Here is an 18,153-nt window from a genome sequence, read left to right on the forward strand (position 1 = left end):
TTTCTAGAAAATCCGGTATCCCGCGAATCTGTAGGCGAGCCGGTACGAGAAGACGATCAGGACGAGACTGATGACCGACTTGAAAAATCCGACGGCCGTGGCGAAGCTGAACTGTCCGCCCAGGAGGCCTTCGCGGTAGACGAACGTGTCGATAATATCGCCCTGCTGGTAGATCATCGGGCTGTACAGGTTGAACACCTGGTCGAAGTTGGCGTTCAGCACATTGCCCATCGCGAGCGTCGCGACGACGATGAGGATCGGCAGCAGCGACGGAATCGTGATGTTCAGCGTCTGCTTCCAGCGCGAAGCGCCGTCGACCTCCGCCGCCTCGTACAGTGCCGGATTGATGCCGGACAGCGCCGCGAGGAAAATGATCGTGTTGAAGCCGAACTCTTTCCACACGTCGCTCACGATGATCGTGACGCGGAACCAGGTGCCGTCTCCGAGGAAAAAGATCGGCTTGATGCCGAAAACGTTCGTCAGCAGCTGGTTCACGATGCCGGTCTGCCCGAGCAGGTCGATCAGAATGCCGGACAGCGTCACCCACGACAGGAAGTGGGGCAGGTACACGAACGTCTGGATCGAGCGCTTGAGCCCCATCTTGCGCACCTCGTTCAGCAGCAGCGCGAACAGAAACGGCACGATCAGGTTCAGGACGACCTTCGAGCAGGCGAACAGCAGCGTGTTGCCGATGATCTTGATGAAGTAATCGTTGGTGAACATATAGTGGAAATGCTTGAACCCGACCCACGGCGAGTGGACGAATCCGAGCCTGGCCTTGTAGTCCTGGAACGCCATAATATTCCCCGCCATCGGGACGTAGGAAAAGATAAGCACGAGCACGGCGGCCGGCAGCACCATGAGGTGGAGCGTCCACGGCTGCTTGTAGCCGCGTTTCTTGTCCTTCGGCGAGCGCGCCGCGGACTGGGATGTATTTGCTTCCATTGCTCTCCCCCGTTTGCGTATCGAATTCAATGGGCACAGAGCGAACCCTTGTTCAGCTATCGTAGCAATCGGGAAGGCCTTACAACTATAAGACATTGTTAGGATCGATAGGGTTTTGTTAAGCTTTTGGATTCGAGGGGGGGACGCCACGCATGCGCTGGAGAAGGGAATTCGCGCCGTCCAAGTTGGGCGGGCCGCTGCAGATGAGCATGTTCGCCAAGTACACGGGACTGATCGTCATCCTGTTCATCCCGATCGGCATCTTGTTCGCGTACGCCAACAACGTCGCGAGCCATGTCGTCAGCAAGGAGATGCGGGCTTCGAACATGAAGCAGCTGTCCTTCCTGTCCAGTCAGATCGACTCGCGGATCAACCAGACGATGGACTTCGTGTTCACCTTTTCCCGCGACCCGAACGTTCAGAAGTTCAACGGGCTCGGCGTATGGGACGACCAGTACGACCGGATGCAGACGCGGTACATGCTGCGGGAGAAGATGGAGCTGCAATCCGGCATCGTCAACATCTGGCCGGTCGAATTCACCGTCTACTCCCAGGTGCACAAGGAGGCGCTGTCCAACGCCAGCCTGGACGTCCCGTACGACGAGGACTACCTGCGGCGCAACATGTCGGGTAAATGGATCTATGACGACGAAGCCGTCGCGGGCACGAGTGCGAACGCGGCTTCGAAGGCGTTCCGCTGGCTGTACACCGATTCGATTGGTCGGCACAACCAGCTCACGGGCAGCAGTCTGATCGTACAGGCGAGCTTCGGCCGGGAAAACGTTCAAAATATGCTGGACACGTACAAGGAAGGCGGACAAGGCGATCCGTTGTTCTATTACAAAGGCGAGTCGCCGATTCCCAACCGCACGGCTTCGCCCAAGCTCGTGCAGGAGCTGACCGCCTATCTCGACGGGCAGACGCTTGGCGAGACGATGCAGCGCACGATCAGCCTGAACGGCGACCGCTACCTGGTCTCCCTCGTCCGGTCGCCGCTGCTCGGCGGCTATCTCGCCGACATCGTGCCGCTCGACCAGATTCTCGGGCCGATCTCGTCGAGCCGCAACCTTTTTTATCTGTCGATGCTGCTGTTGTTCCTGTTCGGCACGTTCATCTCCGTCCTGCTCTACCGGGACGTGCAGCGCCCGATCCTGCGGCTCATCGGCGGCCTCAAGCAGGTGCAGCGGGGCGACTTCTCGGCCCGGATCGACGCCAAGGCCAACAGCGAATTCACCTTCCTGTTCTACCGGTTCAACGATATGTCGCGCCAGATCGAGAGCCTGATCGACAATCTGCTGCAGGAGCGGATGCGGGCGCAGGAGGCGACGATGAAGCAGCTGCAGGCCCAGATCAACCCGCATTTCCTGTACAACTGCCTTGGCTACATGATCAATATGGCGCAGATGAAGGAGAACGACGCCGTCGTCTCGATGGGCTACAACTTGAGCGCATACTACCGCTATATCACGCGGATGGAAAAGGAGACGGCGAGCCTGGCCGAGGAGCTGAAGCTGATCGCGAACTATCTGGACATTCAGAAGCTGCGCAACGGCCGCATCCACTATTCGATCGAGGTGCCTGAGGAGATGCTCGCGCAGCAGGTGCCGCGCCTGATGCTCCAGCCGCTCGTCGAGAACGCCGTCATCCACGGCGTCGGCAAGTCGTACGCCTCCGGCGAGATTCGCATCCGCGGCGAGATGTCGGACGATCTCTGCCGCATCTTCGTCGACGACGACGGGCCGGGCATGGACCCGGAGCGCCGGGCCGCGCTCGGTCAGAAGCTGACGGGGCCGCTCCAGGACGACATGGGCTGCGGCCTGTGGAACACGAATCAGCGCCTGCTTCATCAATTCGGCAAGCGGTCGGGCATCTTCTTCTCCGGCTCCGAGCTTGGCGGCTTCCGCACGGAGATCGTCTGGGAGATGCCGAGGCTTGAGCCATGATCCTATCCTTTACACGACAAGGAGCGTCTGTCCCATGCAAATGATCATCGTAGACGACGAGGCCCATTGGGTCGACAATCTGTCCATGCACAAGCCCTGGCATACGCTCGGCATCGAGCAGGTACACAAGGCGTACTCCGCGCGCGAGGCGCTGCAGATCATCGCCACGCATCCGATCGACATCGTCATCTCGGATATCATCATGCCCGAGATGACGGGCGTCGAGCTGATCGAGCGAATCCGGGAGTACGACAAGCGGATCAAGTGCATCATCCTGTCCGGCCACGCGGACTTCGATTATGCGCAGCAGGCCGTGCGCAATCATGCGGTCGACTATCTGCTCAAGCCGCCGACCGACGAGGAGCTGCTGGGCGCGGTCGGCGCGGCGATCGGGCAGCTGAAGGCCGAGTGGGAGCGCGTCAGCTCCCTCGAGCGAACGCAGTTCGCGCTGCGCGAGAACCTCCCGCTGCTGCGCGGGCAGCTGCTGCTCGGCGCGATCCGGGGCGAGCGGATGTCGGCGGCGGAGTGGACGCGCAAGCTCGACACGTACGGTCTGCCGTTCCGCGACGGGGACTGCGCGCTCGCGCTCGTCCGGCTGGAGGACGCGTTCGGCGACCCCGACAACGACGGCCAGCACCTGGTCGAATACGCGGTGACCAATATCGCCGAGGAGATCTTCCGCGAATATATGGAGGTGTGGAGCGTCAAGGAGGAGCATGGGTATCTGGCGTTCCTGCTGCAGCCGAAGCCCGGGGAGGCGGCGGACCGGCCGGAGCTGCTGCTCGAGAGCCTCGCGATGCAGGTACAGGCCAAGGTGAAGCAGTACCTCAAGGGCTCGCTGTCGGTCGTCGTCACCGAGCCGTTCCGGTTCCCCGAGCGGCTGCCGGAGCAGTACCGGCGGGCGACCGCCTACTTCCGCCAGATCGTCGGGGACGAGCGGGAGTTCGTCATGAAGGTCGACCCGGAGGCGCACACGGCCTCGCTCGGCGCGCTCGAGGTGCTGCACCGGCCGCCGGTCCTCCTCCATCTGCTCGAGGCCGGCCGCTGGGACGCCGCGGAGGACAAGCTGGCCGCGATATTCGCGGAGCTCGAGGACAAGGGCTCCGAATCGTGGGAGCACTGCCTCGAGGTCGGCTTCGCGGTGTCGTCGACGTTCATGCATCTGGCGCATCGCAGCGGCCAGACGTTCGCGGACCTGCTCGGCGGGAAGATCGAGCAGCTGCTGTCGCAGGGAGAGACGTTCGGCTCGATCGCCAAGCTGCGCAAGTGGTCGCTCGATACGCTCGCCAAGCTGCGCGAGGGCACGGCGGACGAGGCGCAGGACGCGCGCTCCCACTATGTACAGAAGATTCAGGAGTATGTGGACACGCATCTGCACCTCGACGTCTCGCTGCGCGCGCTCGCCGATCATGTGAATTTGCACCCGACGCATCTGTCCAAGATCTACAAGCTTGAGACCGGCGAAGGCATCAGCGACTATGTCGCCGCCCTGCGCATGGAGCGCGCCTGCCATCTGCTGAAGTCGACGGACAAGAAGATCTACGAGATCAGCAACGAGATCGGCTATCTGGACCCCGCCTACTTCATCAAGGTGTTCAAGCGCCAGTACGACGTGACGCCGCAGGAGTATCGGGAGTCTCATTGAATGAGGCCGACGTAAAAAAGGCGCGGAGCTTATGCCCGCGCTACTGCTTGTTCATTATTAAAGTGTGCTTGTATGTCCAGCAGCCCAAGCGCGCGGAACACGCGATCGAGGACATCCTGCCCGACGTTGCCGCTCGCAGATTCAATCAAGGAAATCCGCTTCTGCGTCGTTCCTGCTTGGTCGGCCAATACTTGCTGGGTTAAGTTCAACTGCATACGCCTTGCATACACGATATCGCCCAAGACGACAGAAAAGCTTTTAAGGTAATCGCGCACCTCGGGAATGTCATTTCCTTCCCGCATCAGCGTTTCAAAGTCTTGGCCCAGTTTCTTGATCATCACGAATCATCTCCCACAAGTGAAATGTATTTCTCAGGATGGGCGATAAAAGCGGCAAGATCATCTTCAGCTTGGACAGCAATTTGCTCGAACGCCGGATCAAACGTATCCTGCTTGATTACAGCTCGGGCAAACGCAAGGACTTGTACTTCGGGCAGTCGATGTTCAAAGAAAATCGCTCGGAAAGCGCCCGTGCCTTTCCAGTTCACCCTGAATTCCAAAAGAGGAACATGGTTTTTGAGCTTTTTGACAAGAATGATCGTATAAGGAGTTCCGTCTTCTCGTTGCGTCTCAAAATATCTCCGGAATGCCTCCTGCAAGCCATAACGGTGCAGGAATTCTAAACCGCGCAAAACGAACTTATAGAGCTGCATCGATCCAGCATCGTGAAGAGCATCGGCTTGGAGACGACGGATTAAATTCATTACCGGCTGTTCGCCGGTTAAGGGGTCGGTCAGGAATTCAATTTCAGTCCTCATTATATCCTTTACGACATAAATGCGCAACTTGTGCATCCATGCCTCCCCCTTTCAAGACGATGAGTTCCAGTTCCAATTCTCCTCCAAGGATAACCGATAACAGTTGCTATGGTAACCCATTTCCTCCCACATTTTTAAGATCCATGAATTACGTGATTCAGCGGCTTGATTACGTTAAACTTAATTTCACGGGAATATAGGACGCTCGATCAGATTCGATAAAGAAGCGATTAAGACGGCAAGGAGTTCGAATAGAACCAAGCTCCGTCGAAACGTTTCGCCCAACAGCCTAACAGAGTCCTACGGAAACTAATATCGCCATATGGATGACTTCCCCTGACGGTTGGTACAGTTAATACATGCAGTCATCATGCGACAGTGGGGGATAAAAATATGGGTAAATTCAAGAAGTCCTGGCTCGTACCCGCGGCGATGTCGGTCGCGATGCTGGCCGGCTGCGCAAGCAACGGCAACGGCAACAGTGCGGCGAGCCCGTCCGGCGCGGCTGCCGGCGGCGCCAGCGCGTCCGCATCGGCTTCGACCGAGCAATCCGTGGCCGACAAGGCATTCGCGGCAGGCAAGTACGATCCGCCGATCGAGATCAGCACGATTCTCATGCCGACGACGTACACGAACGGCGACACCAAGGAAAACAACGTGCACGACCGGTGGATGCTCGACACGCTCGGCATCAAGCTGAGCAAGGACACCTGGTATCCGGCCGGCAGCGACCAATACAAGCAGCAGCTTCAGCTCGCGCTGACGTCCGGCGAGAAGCTGCCCGACTTCATCATGGTGCCGACCGATTCGGTGCTGACCAACCAGCTGATCGATTCCGGCGAATTCATGCCGATCGACGAGCTTTTCGACAAGTACGCCAATCAGATCTGGAAGGATCACGCCGCCCAGCATCCCGAGCTGTGGTATCCGTTCACCAAGGACGGCAAGAAGTGGAATCTGCCGATCCTCGAGTACACGGACAACGACGACACGCTGCTCTGGCTGCGCCAGGACTGGATGGAGAAGCTCAATCTCGAAGCGCCCAAGACGATCGCGGATCTCGAGAACATCATGGACAAGTTCAAGAACCAGAATCCCGACGGCCTGGCGCCCAAGGATGTCTACCCGCTCGCCATCTCGCTCAAGAACAACACAAATACGTGGATGGGCGGCCTCGACTGGCTGTTCGGCGCGTACGGCACGATCGAGGAGCAGTGGAACAAGGACGCGGACGGCAATCTCGAGTACGGCTCCGTCAATCCTGGCGCGAAGCAGGCGCTCGCCAAGCTGCAGGAGTGGATGAAGAAGGGCTACATTCATCCCGACACCGCGCTGTGGGACGAAGGCAAGTCCGCCGAGATCTGGACCAAGGGCAACGCCGGCGTGCTGCCGGGCGCGAACTGGGTGCCTGACTGGCCGGCTCCCGACCTGCTGAAAAATGTAGCGGGCGCGAAGTACAAGGCTTATCCGGTACCTGCCGGTCCGGACGGCAAGATCGGCACCAAGTGGCAGAACTCCGGCGTCAACAGCAGCTTCATGGTCAACAAGAACGCCGCGCATCCGGAAGCGATCCTGCTCTACTACAACTACATGCTGGATAACCTGGCCAACCCGGCCGCAGGCAGCAAGTATGAGCACGGCTTCGCCCAAGGCTACGACTGGGATATCGTCGACGGCCAGCCGACGAGCGACTCGGACAAGATCAAGAACTACAACGACAAGTTCCCGTTCATCACCGGCCCGGCGCGCATCCCGGATCTGTACATGAAGACGCTCGTCAAGCTCGCCGACGGCGGCAAGCCGGAGACGCCGTACGAGAAGCAGCAGGCCGAGTCCCGCAAGCCCGAGAACTGGTACGCGGCCAAGGTCGTCATGTCGCAGATCGACGTACGCAAGCAGAACTACTTCACCGGCGCGGCAACGCCGACGATGATCACCAAGTGGAATCTCCTGCGTCAATCCGAGCTGGAGACGTTCAACAAGATCATCTACGGCAAGCTGCCGGTCGACGCATTCGACACTTTCGTCTCCAGCTGGAAGGCGAACGGCGGCGAGCAAGTCACCAAGGAAGTCAACGAATGGTTCAAGTCGGTATCGCAGTAACAAGGATCGGCAAAAAGCAGGACGGCGCGAGAGCAATCTCGCGGCCGTCCTTTTTTGTTCGAAAAAAGACGAAAATGCACGAATTTTATCGGATATCGATATAACATTTTTCCAAAATATAATATAATCATAGCGTCGCATCCACAATTTTCATAGCAGGAGACACGACATTGGCTGAGAGGATGTGCAGATGGTTTAAGCACTTGCTTGTTGATGTAGATGTCAAGGCCATCATGAACTGGGAGACGATGCTGATCTTATGGGCTATTCGACATTAAAAAGGTCTTCAAAAGGCATGCTGCGCATATCCGTCATTCTGCTGGTATGTATGGTCGTCGTAGCCTCGCTGGCCGGAAGCTTCGGTGCCAGAATTTATGCGGAACCTTCGCCGCAGCTCAACATCGTCACAGAGCCGACCGATCATATTTTAAATGTTGGCGAGAGCGCCAGCGTCACGCTGGAAGTTGTGGCACAAGATGACAACGACGGAGAGTTAAGCTACCAATGGTACAGGAGCGATCCCGACTTTGGAAACTTTGCACTTCAGGGCAAGACCGAAGCTACATTAACGCTGCCTACAACGAGCGTAGGAACCAACTATTATTATGTAGTAATCCTTAATAAGGATACGTTAGAATCGGCGACCAGTCGCAAGGCCATGGTCCAGGTAAACGCACTGCCGGGGGCGGCGACGCCCGATATCGACAGCCAGCCTGAGCCCGATACGACGGTGAACGTTGGCGACAGCGTCGTGCTGCACGTAGCGGCGAGCCTGGACCAGGGCGTCAACGGCTCGCTAAGCTACCAGTGGTACAGAAACGGTAGCAACAGCACCTCCGGAGGCGTGCAGTTGGGAACCCCGACCGGCAACTCGTTTTTTAACGTGCCGACTGGAGGCGCAGGCGTCAATTATTATTACGTCGTCGTCATCAACACGGACAGCTCGGCGCCGGGCGAGAAAACCGCATCGGTCACCAGCTCGATAGCGAAGGTGACGGTGACCGCTGTGCCAGATACTACGGCAGCGACGCCTAGCATCGACAAGCAGCCCAAGGCCGATACGGAGGCAAGCGTAGGCGACAGCGTCGTCCTGCAGGTCGAGGCAAGCTTGAGCGGCAGCGGTTCGTTAAGCTACCAGTGGTACAGGAACGATAGCAACAGCACCTCAGGCGGCGTGCAGCTGGGAACCCCGACCGGCAACTCGTTTTTTAACGTGCCGACTGGAGGCGCAGGCGTCAATTATTATTACGTCGTCGTCACCAACACGGATACGACGCTGCCGGGCAATCCTACTGCATCGGTCACCAGCTCGGCAGCCAAGGTGACGGTGACCGCTGTGCCGAATGCAGAGGCAGCGACGCCAGGCATCGACAGTCAGCCTGCAGCCGACACGGTGGCAGACGAGGGCGACAGCGTCGTTCTGCACGTTGCTGCAAGCTTGCAATCGGGCGACAGCGGTGAGTTGAGCTACCAATGGTACCGAAGCGATAGCAACAGTAACTCCGGAGGCGTTCAGCTGGGATCCGCGACCGGCAGCTCGTTTACCGTACCGACAGCTGGTGCCGGCGTCAATTATTATTACGTCGTCGTCACCAACACGGATACGACGCTGCCGGGCAATCCTACTGCATCGGTCACCAGCTCGGTTGCCAAAGTAACGGTGAATGCGCTGACGGGTGCTGCGGCGCCGATCATCGACACGCAGATGTCCGCCACGCAAACGGTCAATGAGGGCGATTTGCTCACGCTAAGCGTGGGAGCCCATTCTACCGATGGTGGAACACTCACTTATGCGTGGTACCGGATAGTCAATGAAAATAATACTGTACAAGTCAGGAGTGCAACCGCGGATGCAGCCTTCCCGGCGCATTCTGCGGTGAATCCCGGAGATGCCTATGAAGTTTATTATTATTATCCGGTAGTGACGAATACGAACAACGACGTTCCCGGCGCCAAGACCGCTTCGGCGACCGGCGATGTCATCGCAGTAACGGTCAATGCGAACGCGGTGAAGCCAGTCTTCCACACGCATCCGCAATGGAAGACAGTGCTGGAGGACGTGAGCGTCACGCTGAACGTCGAGGCAGCCATCGAAGGCACCGGGGCATTTGAAGGCACCGGGACATTAAGCTACCAATGGTACCAGAACACGACGAACAGCACGACGGACGGCACGCTCATTCCAGATGCGATCGACGCAGCGTACACCGCGCCCACGTCAGTTGTCGGAGTGACGTACTATTATGCAGTGGCTACGAATACGGATCCTACGGCTCTAGGCTACAAGGTCGTATCGACGACCAGCGGCATAGCCAGGGTGAAGGTCGACGCACGGACGTACACCATCGCCCCGATCCCGGATCAGACTATGTCCGAACTGGATCAAGGCTATGCCGCGGGGACGCAGCAGACCCGGACGATCGGGATCAACAATACCGGCAACAGCCCGTTGACGAATCTCACAGCATCGCTTGGCGGCGAGGGCGCCGGGGACTTCGTCCTCACTCAGCCCGCTTCGACGCTGGAGAGCGGTGCGTCCGACAGCTTCACAATTAAGGCAAGGAATGGATTGGCCGCGGGGACGCACACGGCCACGGTCACGATCAAGGCCGATCGCTTCACGGATGTCACGTTCACTGTGACACAGGTGGTTTTTGCCTACAGCATCGCACCGATCCCGGATCAGACCGCAACCGTGCTGGACCCGGGCTACGCCCCGGGAACGCAGCAGACCCGGACGATCGAGATCACCAATACCGCCAACGGCCGGTTGACGAATCTCGCAGTGTCGCTTGGCGGCGAGGGTGCCGAGGACTTCGTCCTCACGCAGCCTGTCCCGACGCTGGAGAGCGGCTCGCCTGCTGCCAGCTTCACGATCACGGCGAGAGACGGCTTGGCAGCGGGGACGCATACGGCCACGGTCACGATTAAGGCCGACCGCCTGACGGATGTCACGTTCACTGTGACGCAGGTGGTTCTTGCCTACAGCATCGCACCGATCCCGGATCAGACCGCGACCGAGCTGGTCCAGAGCTACGCTTCAGGGATGCAGCAGACCCGGACGGTCGAGATCACCAATACCGGCAACGGCCGGTTGACGAATCTCGCAGTGTCGCTTGGCGGCGAGGGCGCCGCGGACTTCGTCCTCACGCAGCCCGCTTCGACGCTGGAGAGCGGTTCGCCCGCTACCAGCTTCACGATCACGGCGAAAGACGGCTTGGCAGCGGGGACGCACACGGCTACGGTCACGATCAAGGCCGATCACTTGACGGACGTCACCTTCACTGTGACGCAGGTCGTCAAGGCGCCGGAGATCGTGAATTCGGGAACCGGGCCCGCTTCGACAGACGTCCAAGTGCTGGTGAACGGCAAAGTAGAGTATGCAGGTGCAGCGAGCACCAGCCTGCTCAACGGTCAGACGGTCACCACCGTGACCCTGGACCCGGCCAAGATGGCCGAACGACTCGCAACTGCAGGCACGGGCGCTCTTGTCGTGATTCCGGTCACGCTGGCATCGGATCGCTTCACTGTGACGCTCGACGGCCAGACGATTCAGAGCCTGGAGCAGAAGCAGGACATTGTAGAGTTCAGAACGAACAATGCCATTTATTCTTTGCCTGTTAAGCAAATGAACTTCGACGCTGTCGCCGCGCAGTTCGGCGCGAATATCGATCTGCGGGACATCAAGGTCCAGATCGAGATCGCCACTCCGGCGGCGGACATGGCCAAGCTGGTCGAGAATGCGGCGGACCGCGGGAAGTTCTCGGTCGTCATACCGCCGCTCGACTTCACAGTAAAGCTCGTCTATGAAGGCAAGACTGTCGAAGTTGCCAAGTTCAACAGCTATGTGGAACGCAAGATTGCGATTCCGGAAGGCGTCGACCGCACCAAGATTACTACGGGCATCGTCGTGGATCCGGATGGGACCATCCGACATGTACCAAGCAAAGTGACCACGGTCGACGGCAAGGACTATGTCGTAATCAACAGCCTGACCAACAGCACCTACACTGTCGTATGGAATCCGCTTCAGTTCAGCGATGTTGCCGGCCACTGGGCCAAGGACAACGTCAACGATATGGGTTCGCGCATGGTCATCGGAGGGACGGGCGACGGCTTGTTCAGCCCGGATCGGGACATTACCCGTGCCGAATTCGTAGCGATCATCATTCGTGGACTGGGGCTCAAGCAAGAGGATGGCACGACGCCCTTCTCCGATGCAGGCACGTCGTCCGCGTACAGCAGTGCGATCAGCACCGCTTATGCGTACCACTTGATCAGCGGCTTCGAGGACGGCACCTTCCGTCCGAATGCCAAGATCACGCGGGAGCAGGCGATGACGATCATCGCCAAAGCGATGAAGGTAACCGGTCTGAGCGGCAATCTCAATACGGCGGCGGATGCTCTGCTTCCGTTTACGGATGCCTCCGCTGTTGCAGCGTGGGCGATCGGCAGTGTCGCCGACAACGTGCAGGCAGGTCTGATCAAGGGCAGAACCATCACGAGACTCGACCCGAAAGCTTACATCACGAGAGCCGAGGTCGCAGCGATCGTGCAAAGACTGCTTCAGAAGTCCGATTTGATTTAAATTCGTTTTGGGCACAGGGCTGTGCCGCTAACAGTTATTCGACTGTTGGCGGCATAGCTCTTTTTCGGATGTGCCGAATGGCTGAACGCCCCGATGGCGGGGGCGGTCCAGTAAAAGGAGACGGAGGTCGGCAAGCTGCCGGCCTCCGTCCTGGTTGCGTCTGCTAATTCGCCGACAGTACCGCGCATACGGGATAATGATCCGAAGGATACCGTCCCTCGTACCGGCCCCGGTCCACTTCGATCCGCTCCACGGCGACATCGGGCGTGACGAAAATATAATCGATGGGCGCCCCGGACTCCCCGCCCCGGAAGTCGTGGAACGTGGCACCGACCGCGCCGGCCCCTCCCGGCAGCGCCGAATAGCCGTTCACGTACCCTGCCTGCTCCAGCCCGCGCACGACCGCGTGCGCCGGGCCGACGTTGAAGTCGCCCGTCAGCACGACGGAAGCCCCCGACTGCGCCCTCTTATCCTCGATCCGATCTGTGACCAGCCGCATTCCGTTCACCTGCGCCGGCTCGCTGACATGATCGAGATGTGTGTTGAACACGGTCAGCACCCCGTCGTTCCCGCCGACCGGCGCCGACGCACGCAGTCTCGCCCACGTACACATGCGCGGATAATCCGCGCCCCAACCCAGGACGCCCAGCCGCTCAGGCGTCTCCGACAGCCCGAAGCTGCCGTACGCCTCCACGCTCGCCTTGCTCCGCTTGTACCAGATCGCGCAGAACTCGTCGTCCTGCCCGCCGCGCCTGCCTTCTCCTACCCATGCATAATCCGCGAGCAGCGGCTCCAGGTCCAGCAGCATCGCATGCAGCGCCTCCTGCACGCACACGATATCCGCATCATGGCGCAGGATCGCCTGCGCCACGCTTGCCGGCCGCATCGGCCAGGCGTTGTCCCCGTCGGAGGGCACGTTTGTCCGCAGGTTGAACGTCATTACTTTCCACTGCATGGTGATCACCTCTAGATCGTATTGGCATCATTCGTATTATAAAGGAAGCGAGAAGCAAGCATAAGACGCTCTCCTCTTCCCCCGCTTGGCCGGAGGTGAGGAAGGCGTCTTGATGTGGGACCGGGAGATCGGGAGATGCGGAGAAAAGCGGGCGGCGGCGGTTCGTCGTGTCCGGAATGATCCAGGGCGAGCGTCTGCCCCCGGCACCCGTCTCGATCGGCTCGTGCCGCTCACAGACAGTCCGGCACCGCCTACTTCATGCCTCCCCGCGCGGACAGCCCGTCCACTGCCTACTTGATGCCCGAGTTCGCGTGATTCTGCACGAAGTACTTCTCCGCGAACAGGAACAGCGCCAGGATCGGGATCAGGCTGATCAGCGCGGCAGCCACCATGAGCTGCTCGTTGCCGACCCACTGTCCGCCCAGGGACAGGATGCCGATCGGCAGCGTGAACTTCGCGCTGGAGGTCAGGTAGATGACCGGCGCGAGAATCTCGTTCCACTTGCTCATGAAGGTGAAGATGACGAGTGTCGCGATCGTCGGCTTGACCATCGCCTCTGGTTATCGTTACGGCTCATATCCGCTGCGCACCTTCACACGCTGCAGCCGCAGGGCGTTCAGGACGACGGATACCGAGCTGAGCGCCATCGCCGCGCCTGCGACCCACGGCGCCAGCAGTCCGATCGCGGCGATCGGGATGCCGAGCGTATTGTAGCCAAGCGCCCAGAACAGGTTCTGCCGGATGTTGCCCATCGTCTTGCGGCTCATGTAGATCGCATCCGGGATGCTCGTCAGGTCGCCGCGCATCAGCGTGACGTCGGCGGCCTCCATGGCCACGTCCGTACCTGTGCCGATCGCCATGCCGATATCCGCCATCGCCAGCGCGGGGGCGTCGTTGATGCCGTCGCCGACCATCGCCACCTTTTTACCCTGCGCCTGCAGCTTCCTCACTTCGTCCGCCTTGCCTGCGGGCAGCACCTCGGCGCGAACATGATCGATGCCGACTTGGCCCGCGATCGCCCGAGCGGTGCGTTCGTTGTCGCCCGTGATCATGATGACCTCGATGCCCATCGCCTTCAGCCGGGATACGGCCGCCTTCGATGTGTCCTTGATCGTATCGGCCACCGCGACGAGGCCGGCGTACACGCCGTCAACCGCGATCAGCATCGCCGTCTTGCCGTCCTCCTCGAGCTGCGTCATCCGATCGAGCGCCTGCTCTACCGGGATGTCGTGCTTCGCCATCAGCTGGCGCGTGCCGGCCAGCACTTCCTTGCCTTCGACGACGGCGCGGATGCCGTAGCCCGGGATCGCCTCGAATTGCTGCGTCGCCGGCAGCTCGATGCCGCGGGCCTTGATGCCTGCGACGATCGCTTCCGCGAGCGGATGCTCGGAATCCTTCTCGGCGGCGCCGACCAGGCGCAGCAGATCGCGCTCAACCATCTGTGCGGCGGCGTCCACATCCGTCAGCTCAGGCTTGCCCTTCGTCACCGTGCCGGTCTTGTCGAGGATGATCGTATCGATGTTGTGCGTCGATTCCAGATGCTCGCCGCCCTTGAACAGCACCCCGAGCTCTGCGGCGCGGCCCGAGCCTGCCATGATCGACGTCGGCGTGGCCAGTCCCAGCGCGCAGGGGCAGGCGATGACCAGAATCGCGATCGCCTTCTCCAGCGCGTTCGCGAAGTCGCCGGGCGTGACCCAGAAGTACCATACGATAAATGCGGCGACCGCAATGCCGACGACGATCGGTACGAAAATGCCGGAGATCGCGTCCGCGACCCGCTGAATCGGAGCCTTGGAGCCCTGCGCCTCCTCCACGACCTTGATGATCTGGGCGAGCGCGGTATCCCTGCCGATCTTGGTCGCCTGCAGGCTCAGCTTGCCGTTTTTGTTGACGGTAGCGCCGATCACGCTGTCCCCGGCCTGCTTCTCGACCGGGATACTCTCGCCCGTCAGCATCGACTCGTCGACCGACGAGCTGCCTGCCAGCACCTTCCCGTCCACCGGAATCTTCTCTCCCGGCTTCACGATCACAATATCGCCGACGAGTACGCCCTCGACCGGGATGGTCAGCTCCTGTCCGTCCCGGACCACGAGCGCCGTCTTCGCCTGCAGGCCCATCAGCGTCTTGATCGCTTCGGACGTGCGGCCCTTGGCCAGCGATTCGAACAGCTTGCCGAGGATGACGAGTGTGATGAGCACCGCGCTCGTCTCGTAGTACATCGACGGCCCGTCATGCGCCATGCCGCCCATCGAAGCCCACTCGATCGTCAGATACAAGCTGTAGAAGTACGCGGCCGACGTGCCGAGCGAGACGAGCACGTCCATGTTGGCGCTCTTGTTGCGCAATGCCTTGAAGGCACCTACATAGAACTGTCTACCGATGTAGAATTGGACCGGCGTAGCCAGCGCCAACTGGAACCAGGGGTTCATGAATAGTTCAGGCATCCAGATCCATGATAAAAACGAGAAGTGGCTGACCATCGACCAGAGCAGCGGCAGCGACAGCACGGCGGAGATGAGCAGCTTCAGCCTCTGCTGCGCTACGACTTGCTCCCGGCGGGCCGCAGGATTGGCCTCGTCCGACTTCGGTATCGCCTTGTAGCCGAGCTTGGCCACGCGCTGCTCCATGTCGGCGATCGATACGCCGGCCGGGTTGTATTCGACCCGCGCCGTCTCCAGCGCGAAGTTGACGGAGGCGGCCGTGACGCCGGACATTTTGCCCAGGCCCTTCTCGATCCGGTTCGCGCAAGCCGCGCAGGTCATGCCCTCCAGCTTGAAGTCGACGACTTCTTTGGCCGTGCCGTAGCCGAGCTTCTGGATGCTTTGTTCCATTTGCGCGACATTTACTTTTTTCGGATCGTACTTAATAGTCGCTCGTTCCAGCGCGAAGTTCACGTTCGCTTCCGCCACGCCTTCGAGTTTATTCAGACCCTTCTCGATCCGGTTAGCGCAAGCCGCGCAGGTCATGCCGGTCAATTGCAGGGACGTTTGCTCCGATTCCGGCCTGGCTGTACTCATCGCGAACACCTCATTTTTCCGTTTCTTTTGTTGTTACTAGTATACCCCCCTACTCTATATTTGTAAACAAACATTTACTACCGCCTTCCCAGCTCGCGCAATATTTGCAAAGAAAAAGCTCTAACGTCCGCTGTCGGGCGGAGACGAGAGAGCTTGTTGTTCGTCTGCAAGTTAGAGACTTGTCAGCCATGCAGCCAGTTCTTCGGTCTGACTCACGATGGCGATCGGGTCCCAGTAGCCGGAGCGGTCGCTTGACCAGATGAAGACATGGTCATTTTTGACTGCCGGCAGCGCGCCCCAGATCGGATCTGCTTTGAGTTTATCCATCGTGGCCGAAGCGGATGTAAGCACGATGTAGTCCCCCGCGTACTTCGGCAATACTTCGGCAGAGAAAGCAGCCCAGCCCGGATCGGCCATCTCGGCCGCGATATCCGCAGGCGGCTTGAACCCGAAGCCATTGTAGATCGGCTGTCCGCCCTTGCCGTAATCGGTGCCGACGGCCATCAGCTCTTTGCCGCTGTCTTCGATGACCGAAAAGGTGCTGTCCGCAGGTATCGCCTTCAATACGCGCGCCTTGGCGCTCGCGATGCGGCTGTCATATTCGGCGAGCCAGGCTGCTGCCTGCTCTTCTCGGCCCAGCAGCTCCCCGAAATAAGTGACCTCGTCGTGCACCGTCTTTAAGGAGGCGTACGGAATGACGACAGTAGGCGCAATTTTGGAAAGCTGCTCGTTCAACTCCGGATAGAAGTCGTCCACAATGATCAGATCGGGTTGCAGCGCCAGAACCTTTTCTACATTGCCGTTGCCTTCCCCGATATTTTCGACGCCCTTTAAATACGACTGAAAATAAGGATTCTTGATATGGTGATCGGACGTGCCGATCGGCGTGATGCCGAGCGCAATCAGGCTGCCCAAATACTCGCCTGCGACGATTCGCTCGGGATGAAGGGGAACCTCTATCTCGCCGTTCACCGTCTTCACAATTTTAGTCTTCGGCCCCTCCGACGCGGCCGGCACATCGCTTGGACTCGGCATGGAGGCTGCCGTCTCCTTGGCTTCATTCGCGCCGCATGCGCTCAGCACCAGCATGAGACTAAGCAGCAGCACCGATGCCAGCGTTGGCCTTGATAATTTGAACATGCCTGTATCTTCCTCTCCGTCGCCACAATACTGAGAATGATTATCAACAGATTCAGTATAGTGGAAGGAGGAAGGTGCGACAACGGAGGATTCCATGCTCCTGACAGGACGATCTGCTCGTTTCTGGCTGGCGGCATGTATTTCTCGATAGCTGATCGGAGAGACGCCCTTGTACTTTTTGAACAGCCTGCCCAGATAGCCGGGGTCCTGATAACCGACGCCGACTGCGATCTCCTTCAATGTAGCATCCGTCTCCAGCAGCAGGGCCGCGGCCTTGTCGATGCGTACCTTGATCAAGTAGTCGATCGGGCTAAGTCCCGTGCGGATCTTGAAGTAGGAGGAGAGATGGGGGACGCTGTAGTTCAGACTCTCCGACAGAGATTCCAGCGTTATGGCGTCCGCGTAGTGCGCATGGATGATGGCCGCGACCTGGGCGGCCAGATCTTGCTTGGCCGGGCGTACGCCGTATGCCGACATCTGCTGCAGCAGCTCGGTCACGAACTGATAGAGCAAAGTCCGGGCGTGCAGACGCGCGAGCGGTTGCTGCTTGCCCCAAGCCTTGAACAGCTCGCTCACGATCCGGTACAGCGCTACCGGATGACCCGGCGTTGTGCTGTACGCATACTCGAAGGGCTTGGCCTTTTCAAAAAGCGCGACAAGCTCCGCGGGCAACAAGGGATTCATGCTCGCCTTATAATAAATGCTGTAATAATCCAGCCCCTCGCTGCCGGCGGCCAGATCGAGCATTGTCCCTCTGCCGGCATGAAGCACCGTAAACTGCTGCAGGCTCTGAACTTCCCCTCCGACACTTGCCGTAGCATGGCCGCGAACGGACATCACAAACAAACCGGAGGGCACGTAGTAGGCGCGCATCGCTTCGCCGGCCCCGATCGTCGTGCGACGCACATCGATGACTTTGCAATTCGCGTGATTCCATAGAATGATCAGATCGTTGATATCCATGCCGGCCTTGCCTCTCCGCGCTTGTATTCGCTCGATT

General features: G+C 59.4%; 10 protein-coding genes and 1 pseudogene. 4 read left to right on the forward strand and 7 right to left on the reverse strand.

All coding sequences use genetic code 11. The features are described from left to right. Positions 1-3: 3 nt before the first annotated feature. Positions 4-945 carry an ABC transporter permease gene (locus VQ071_RS14000; protein WP_340514657.1) on the reverse strand — a complete coding sequence of 314 codons (942 nt, stop codon included), beginning with the start codon at positions 943-945 and terminating at the stop codon, positions 4-6. Positions 946-1,097: 152 nt separating this feature from the next. On the opposite strand from VQ071_RS14000, the gene VQ071_RS14005 reads away from it, so the two are divergent. Then, the gene (locus VQ071_RS14005) at positions 1,098-2,888 is read left to right on the forward strand and encodes a sensor histidine kinase (RefSeq protein ID WP_340514658.1); all 1,791 of its coding nucleotides are present in this window, start codon (positions 1,098-1,100) and stop codon (positions 2,886-2,888) included. A gap of 34 nt (positions 2,889-2,922) precedes the next feature. Next, positions 2,923-4,533, forward strand: coding sequence for a response regulator (locus tag VQ071_RS14010; protein WP_340514659.1), 1,611 nt, complete (start codon positions 2,923-2,925; stop codon positions 4,531-4,533). 29 nt (positions 4,534-4,562) lie between these two features. Here the strand turns inward: VQ071_RS14010 and VQ071_RS14015 are convergent, their stop codons facing one another. Together VQ071_RS14015 and VQ071_RS14020 are read right to left on the reverse strand one after the other, a co-directional pair. Continuing rightward, entirely contained in the window at positions 4,563-4,871 is a 309-nt protein-coding gene (locus tag VQ071_RS14015) for a helix-turn-helix domain-containing protein (protein WP_340514660.1), read from the reverse strand. Continuing rightward, positions 4,871-5,386 carry a hypothetical protein gene (locus tag VQ071_RS14020; RefSeq protein WP_340514661.1) on the reverse strand — a complete coding sequence of 172 codons (516 nt, stop codon included), beginning with the start codon at positions 5,384-5,386 and terminating at the stop codon, positions 4,871-4,873. The genes VQ071_RS14015 and VQ071_RS14020 overlap by 1 nt, the downstream gene beginning before the upstream one ends. Positions 5,387-5,743: 357 nt before the next feature. Between VQ071_RS14020 and VQ071_RS14025 the strand changes: the two genes are divergently transcribed. Then, positions 5,744-7,453: an ABC transporter substrate-binding protein gene (locus VQ071_RS14025; RefSeq protein ID WP_340514662.1), complete on the forward strand. Its 1,710-nt coding sequence runs from the start codon at positions 5,744-5,746 to the stop codon at positions 7,451-7,453. A 259-nt stretch (positions 7,454-7,712) separates the two neighbouring features. Continuing rightward, on the forward strand, positions 7,713-12,041 hold the full coding sequence (locus tag VQ071_RS14030; RefSeq protein ID WP_340514664.1) for an S-layer homology domain-containing protein: 4,329 nt from the start codon (positions 7,713-7,715) through the stop codon (positions 12,039-12,041). Positions 12,042-12,204: 163 nt separating this feature from the next. Here VQ071_RS14030 and VQ071_RS14035 read toward each other — a convergent pair whose 3' ends face one another. The 4 genes and pseudogenes from VQ071_RS14035 to VQ071_RS14050 all read right to left on the reverse strand — a co-directional run bounded on the left by VQ071_RS14035 (position 12,205) and on the right by VQ071_RS14050 (position 18,116). Then, complete coding sequence (locus VQ071_RS14035; protein ID WP_340514665.1) at positions 12,205-12,996, reverse strand: endonuclease/exonuclease/phosphatase family protein; 792 nt, start codon at positions 12,994-12,996, stop codon at positions 12,205-12,207. A 290-nt stretch (positions 12,997-13,286) separates the two neighbouring features. Next, positions 13,287-13,547, reverse strand: a pseudogene (locus tag VQ071_RS14040) (carbohydrate ABC transporter permease); the annotation flags it as partial. A 15-nt stretch (positions 13,548-13,562) separates the two neighbouring features. After that, the gene (locus VQ071_RS14045; protein ID WP_340514666.1) at positions 13,563-16,013 is read right to left on the reverse strand and encodes a heavy metal translocating P-type ATPase; all 2,451 of its coding nucleotides are present in this window, start codon (positions 16,011-16,013) and stop codon (positions 13,563-13,565) included. A 171-nt stretch (positions 16,014-16,184) separates the two neighbouring features. Beyond that, positions 16,185-18,116 carry an AraC family transcriptional regulator gene (locus tag VQ071_RS14050; RefSeq protein WP_340514667.1) on the reverse strand — a complete coding sequence of 644 codons (1,932 nt, stop codon included), beginning with the start codon at positions 18,114-18,116 and terminating at the stop codon, positions 16,185-16,187. Positions 18,117-18,153: the final 37 nt, after the last annotated feature.

The sequence above is a fragment of the Cohnella sp. 56 genome (assembly GCF_037963805.1).
GTDB lineage: Bacteria > Bacillota > Bacilli > Paenibacillales > Paenibacillaceae > Cohnella.

Coding starts and splice junctions, on each gene's coding strand:
- VQ071_RS14000 (WP_340514657.1), bottom strand. CDS start 945: ATGGAAGCAAATACATCCCAGTCCGCGGCGCGCTCGCCGAAGGACAAG.
- VQ071_RS14005 (WP_340514658.1), top strand. CDS start 1,098: ATGCGCTGGAGAAGGGAATTCGCGCCGTCCAAGTTGGGCGGGCCGCTG.
- VQ071_RS14010 (WP_340514659.1), top strand. CDS start 2,923: ATGCAAATGATCATCGTAGACGACGAGGCCCATTGGGTCGACAATCTG.
- VQ071_RS14015 (WP_340514660.1), bottom strand. CDS start 4,871: ATGATCAAGAAACTGGGCCAAGACTTTGAAACGCTGATGCGGGAAGGA.
- VQ071_RS14020 (WP_340514661.1), bottom strand. CDS start 5,386: ATGCACAAGTTGCGCATTTATGTCGTAAAGGATATAATGAGGACTGAA.
- VQ071_RS14025 (WP_340514662.1), top strand. CDS start 5,744: ATGGGTAAATTCAAGAAGTCCTGGCTCGTACCCGCGGCGATGTCGGTC.
- VQ071_RS14030 (WP_340514664.1), top strand. CDS start 7,713: ATGGGCTATTCGACATTAAAAAGGTCTTCAAAAGGCATGCTGCGCATA.
- VQ071_RS14035 (WP_340514665.1), bottom strand. CDS start 12,996: ATGCAGTGGAAAGTAATGACGTTCAACCTGCGGACAAACGTGCCCTCC.
- VQ071_RS14045 (WP_340514666.1), bottom strand. CDS start 16,013: ATGAGTACAGCCAGGCCGGAATCGGAGCAAACGTCCCTGCAATTGACC.
- VQ071_RS14050 (WP_340514667.1), bottom strand. CDS start 18,116: ATGGATATCAACGATCTGATCATTCTATGGAATCACGCGAATTGCAAA.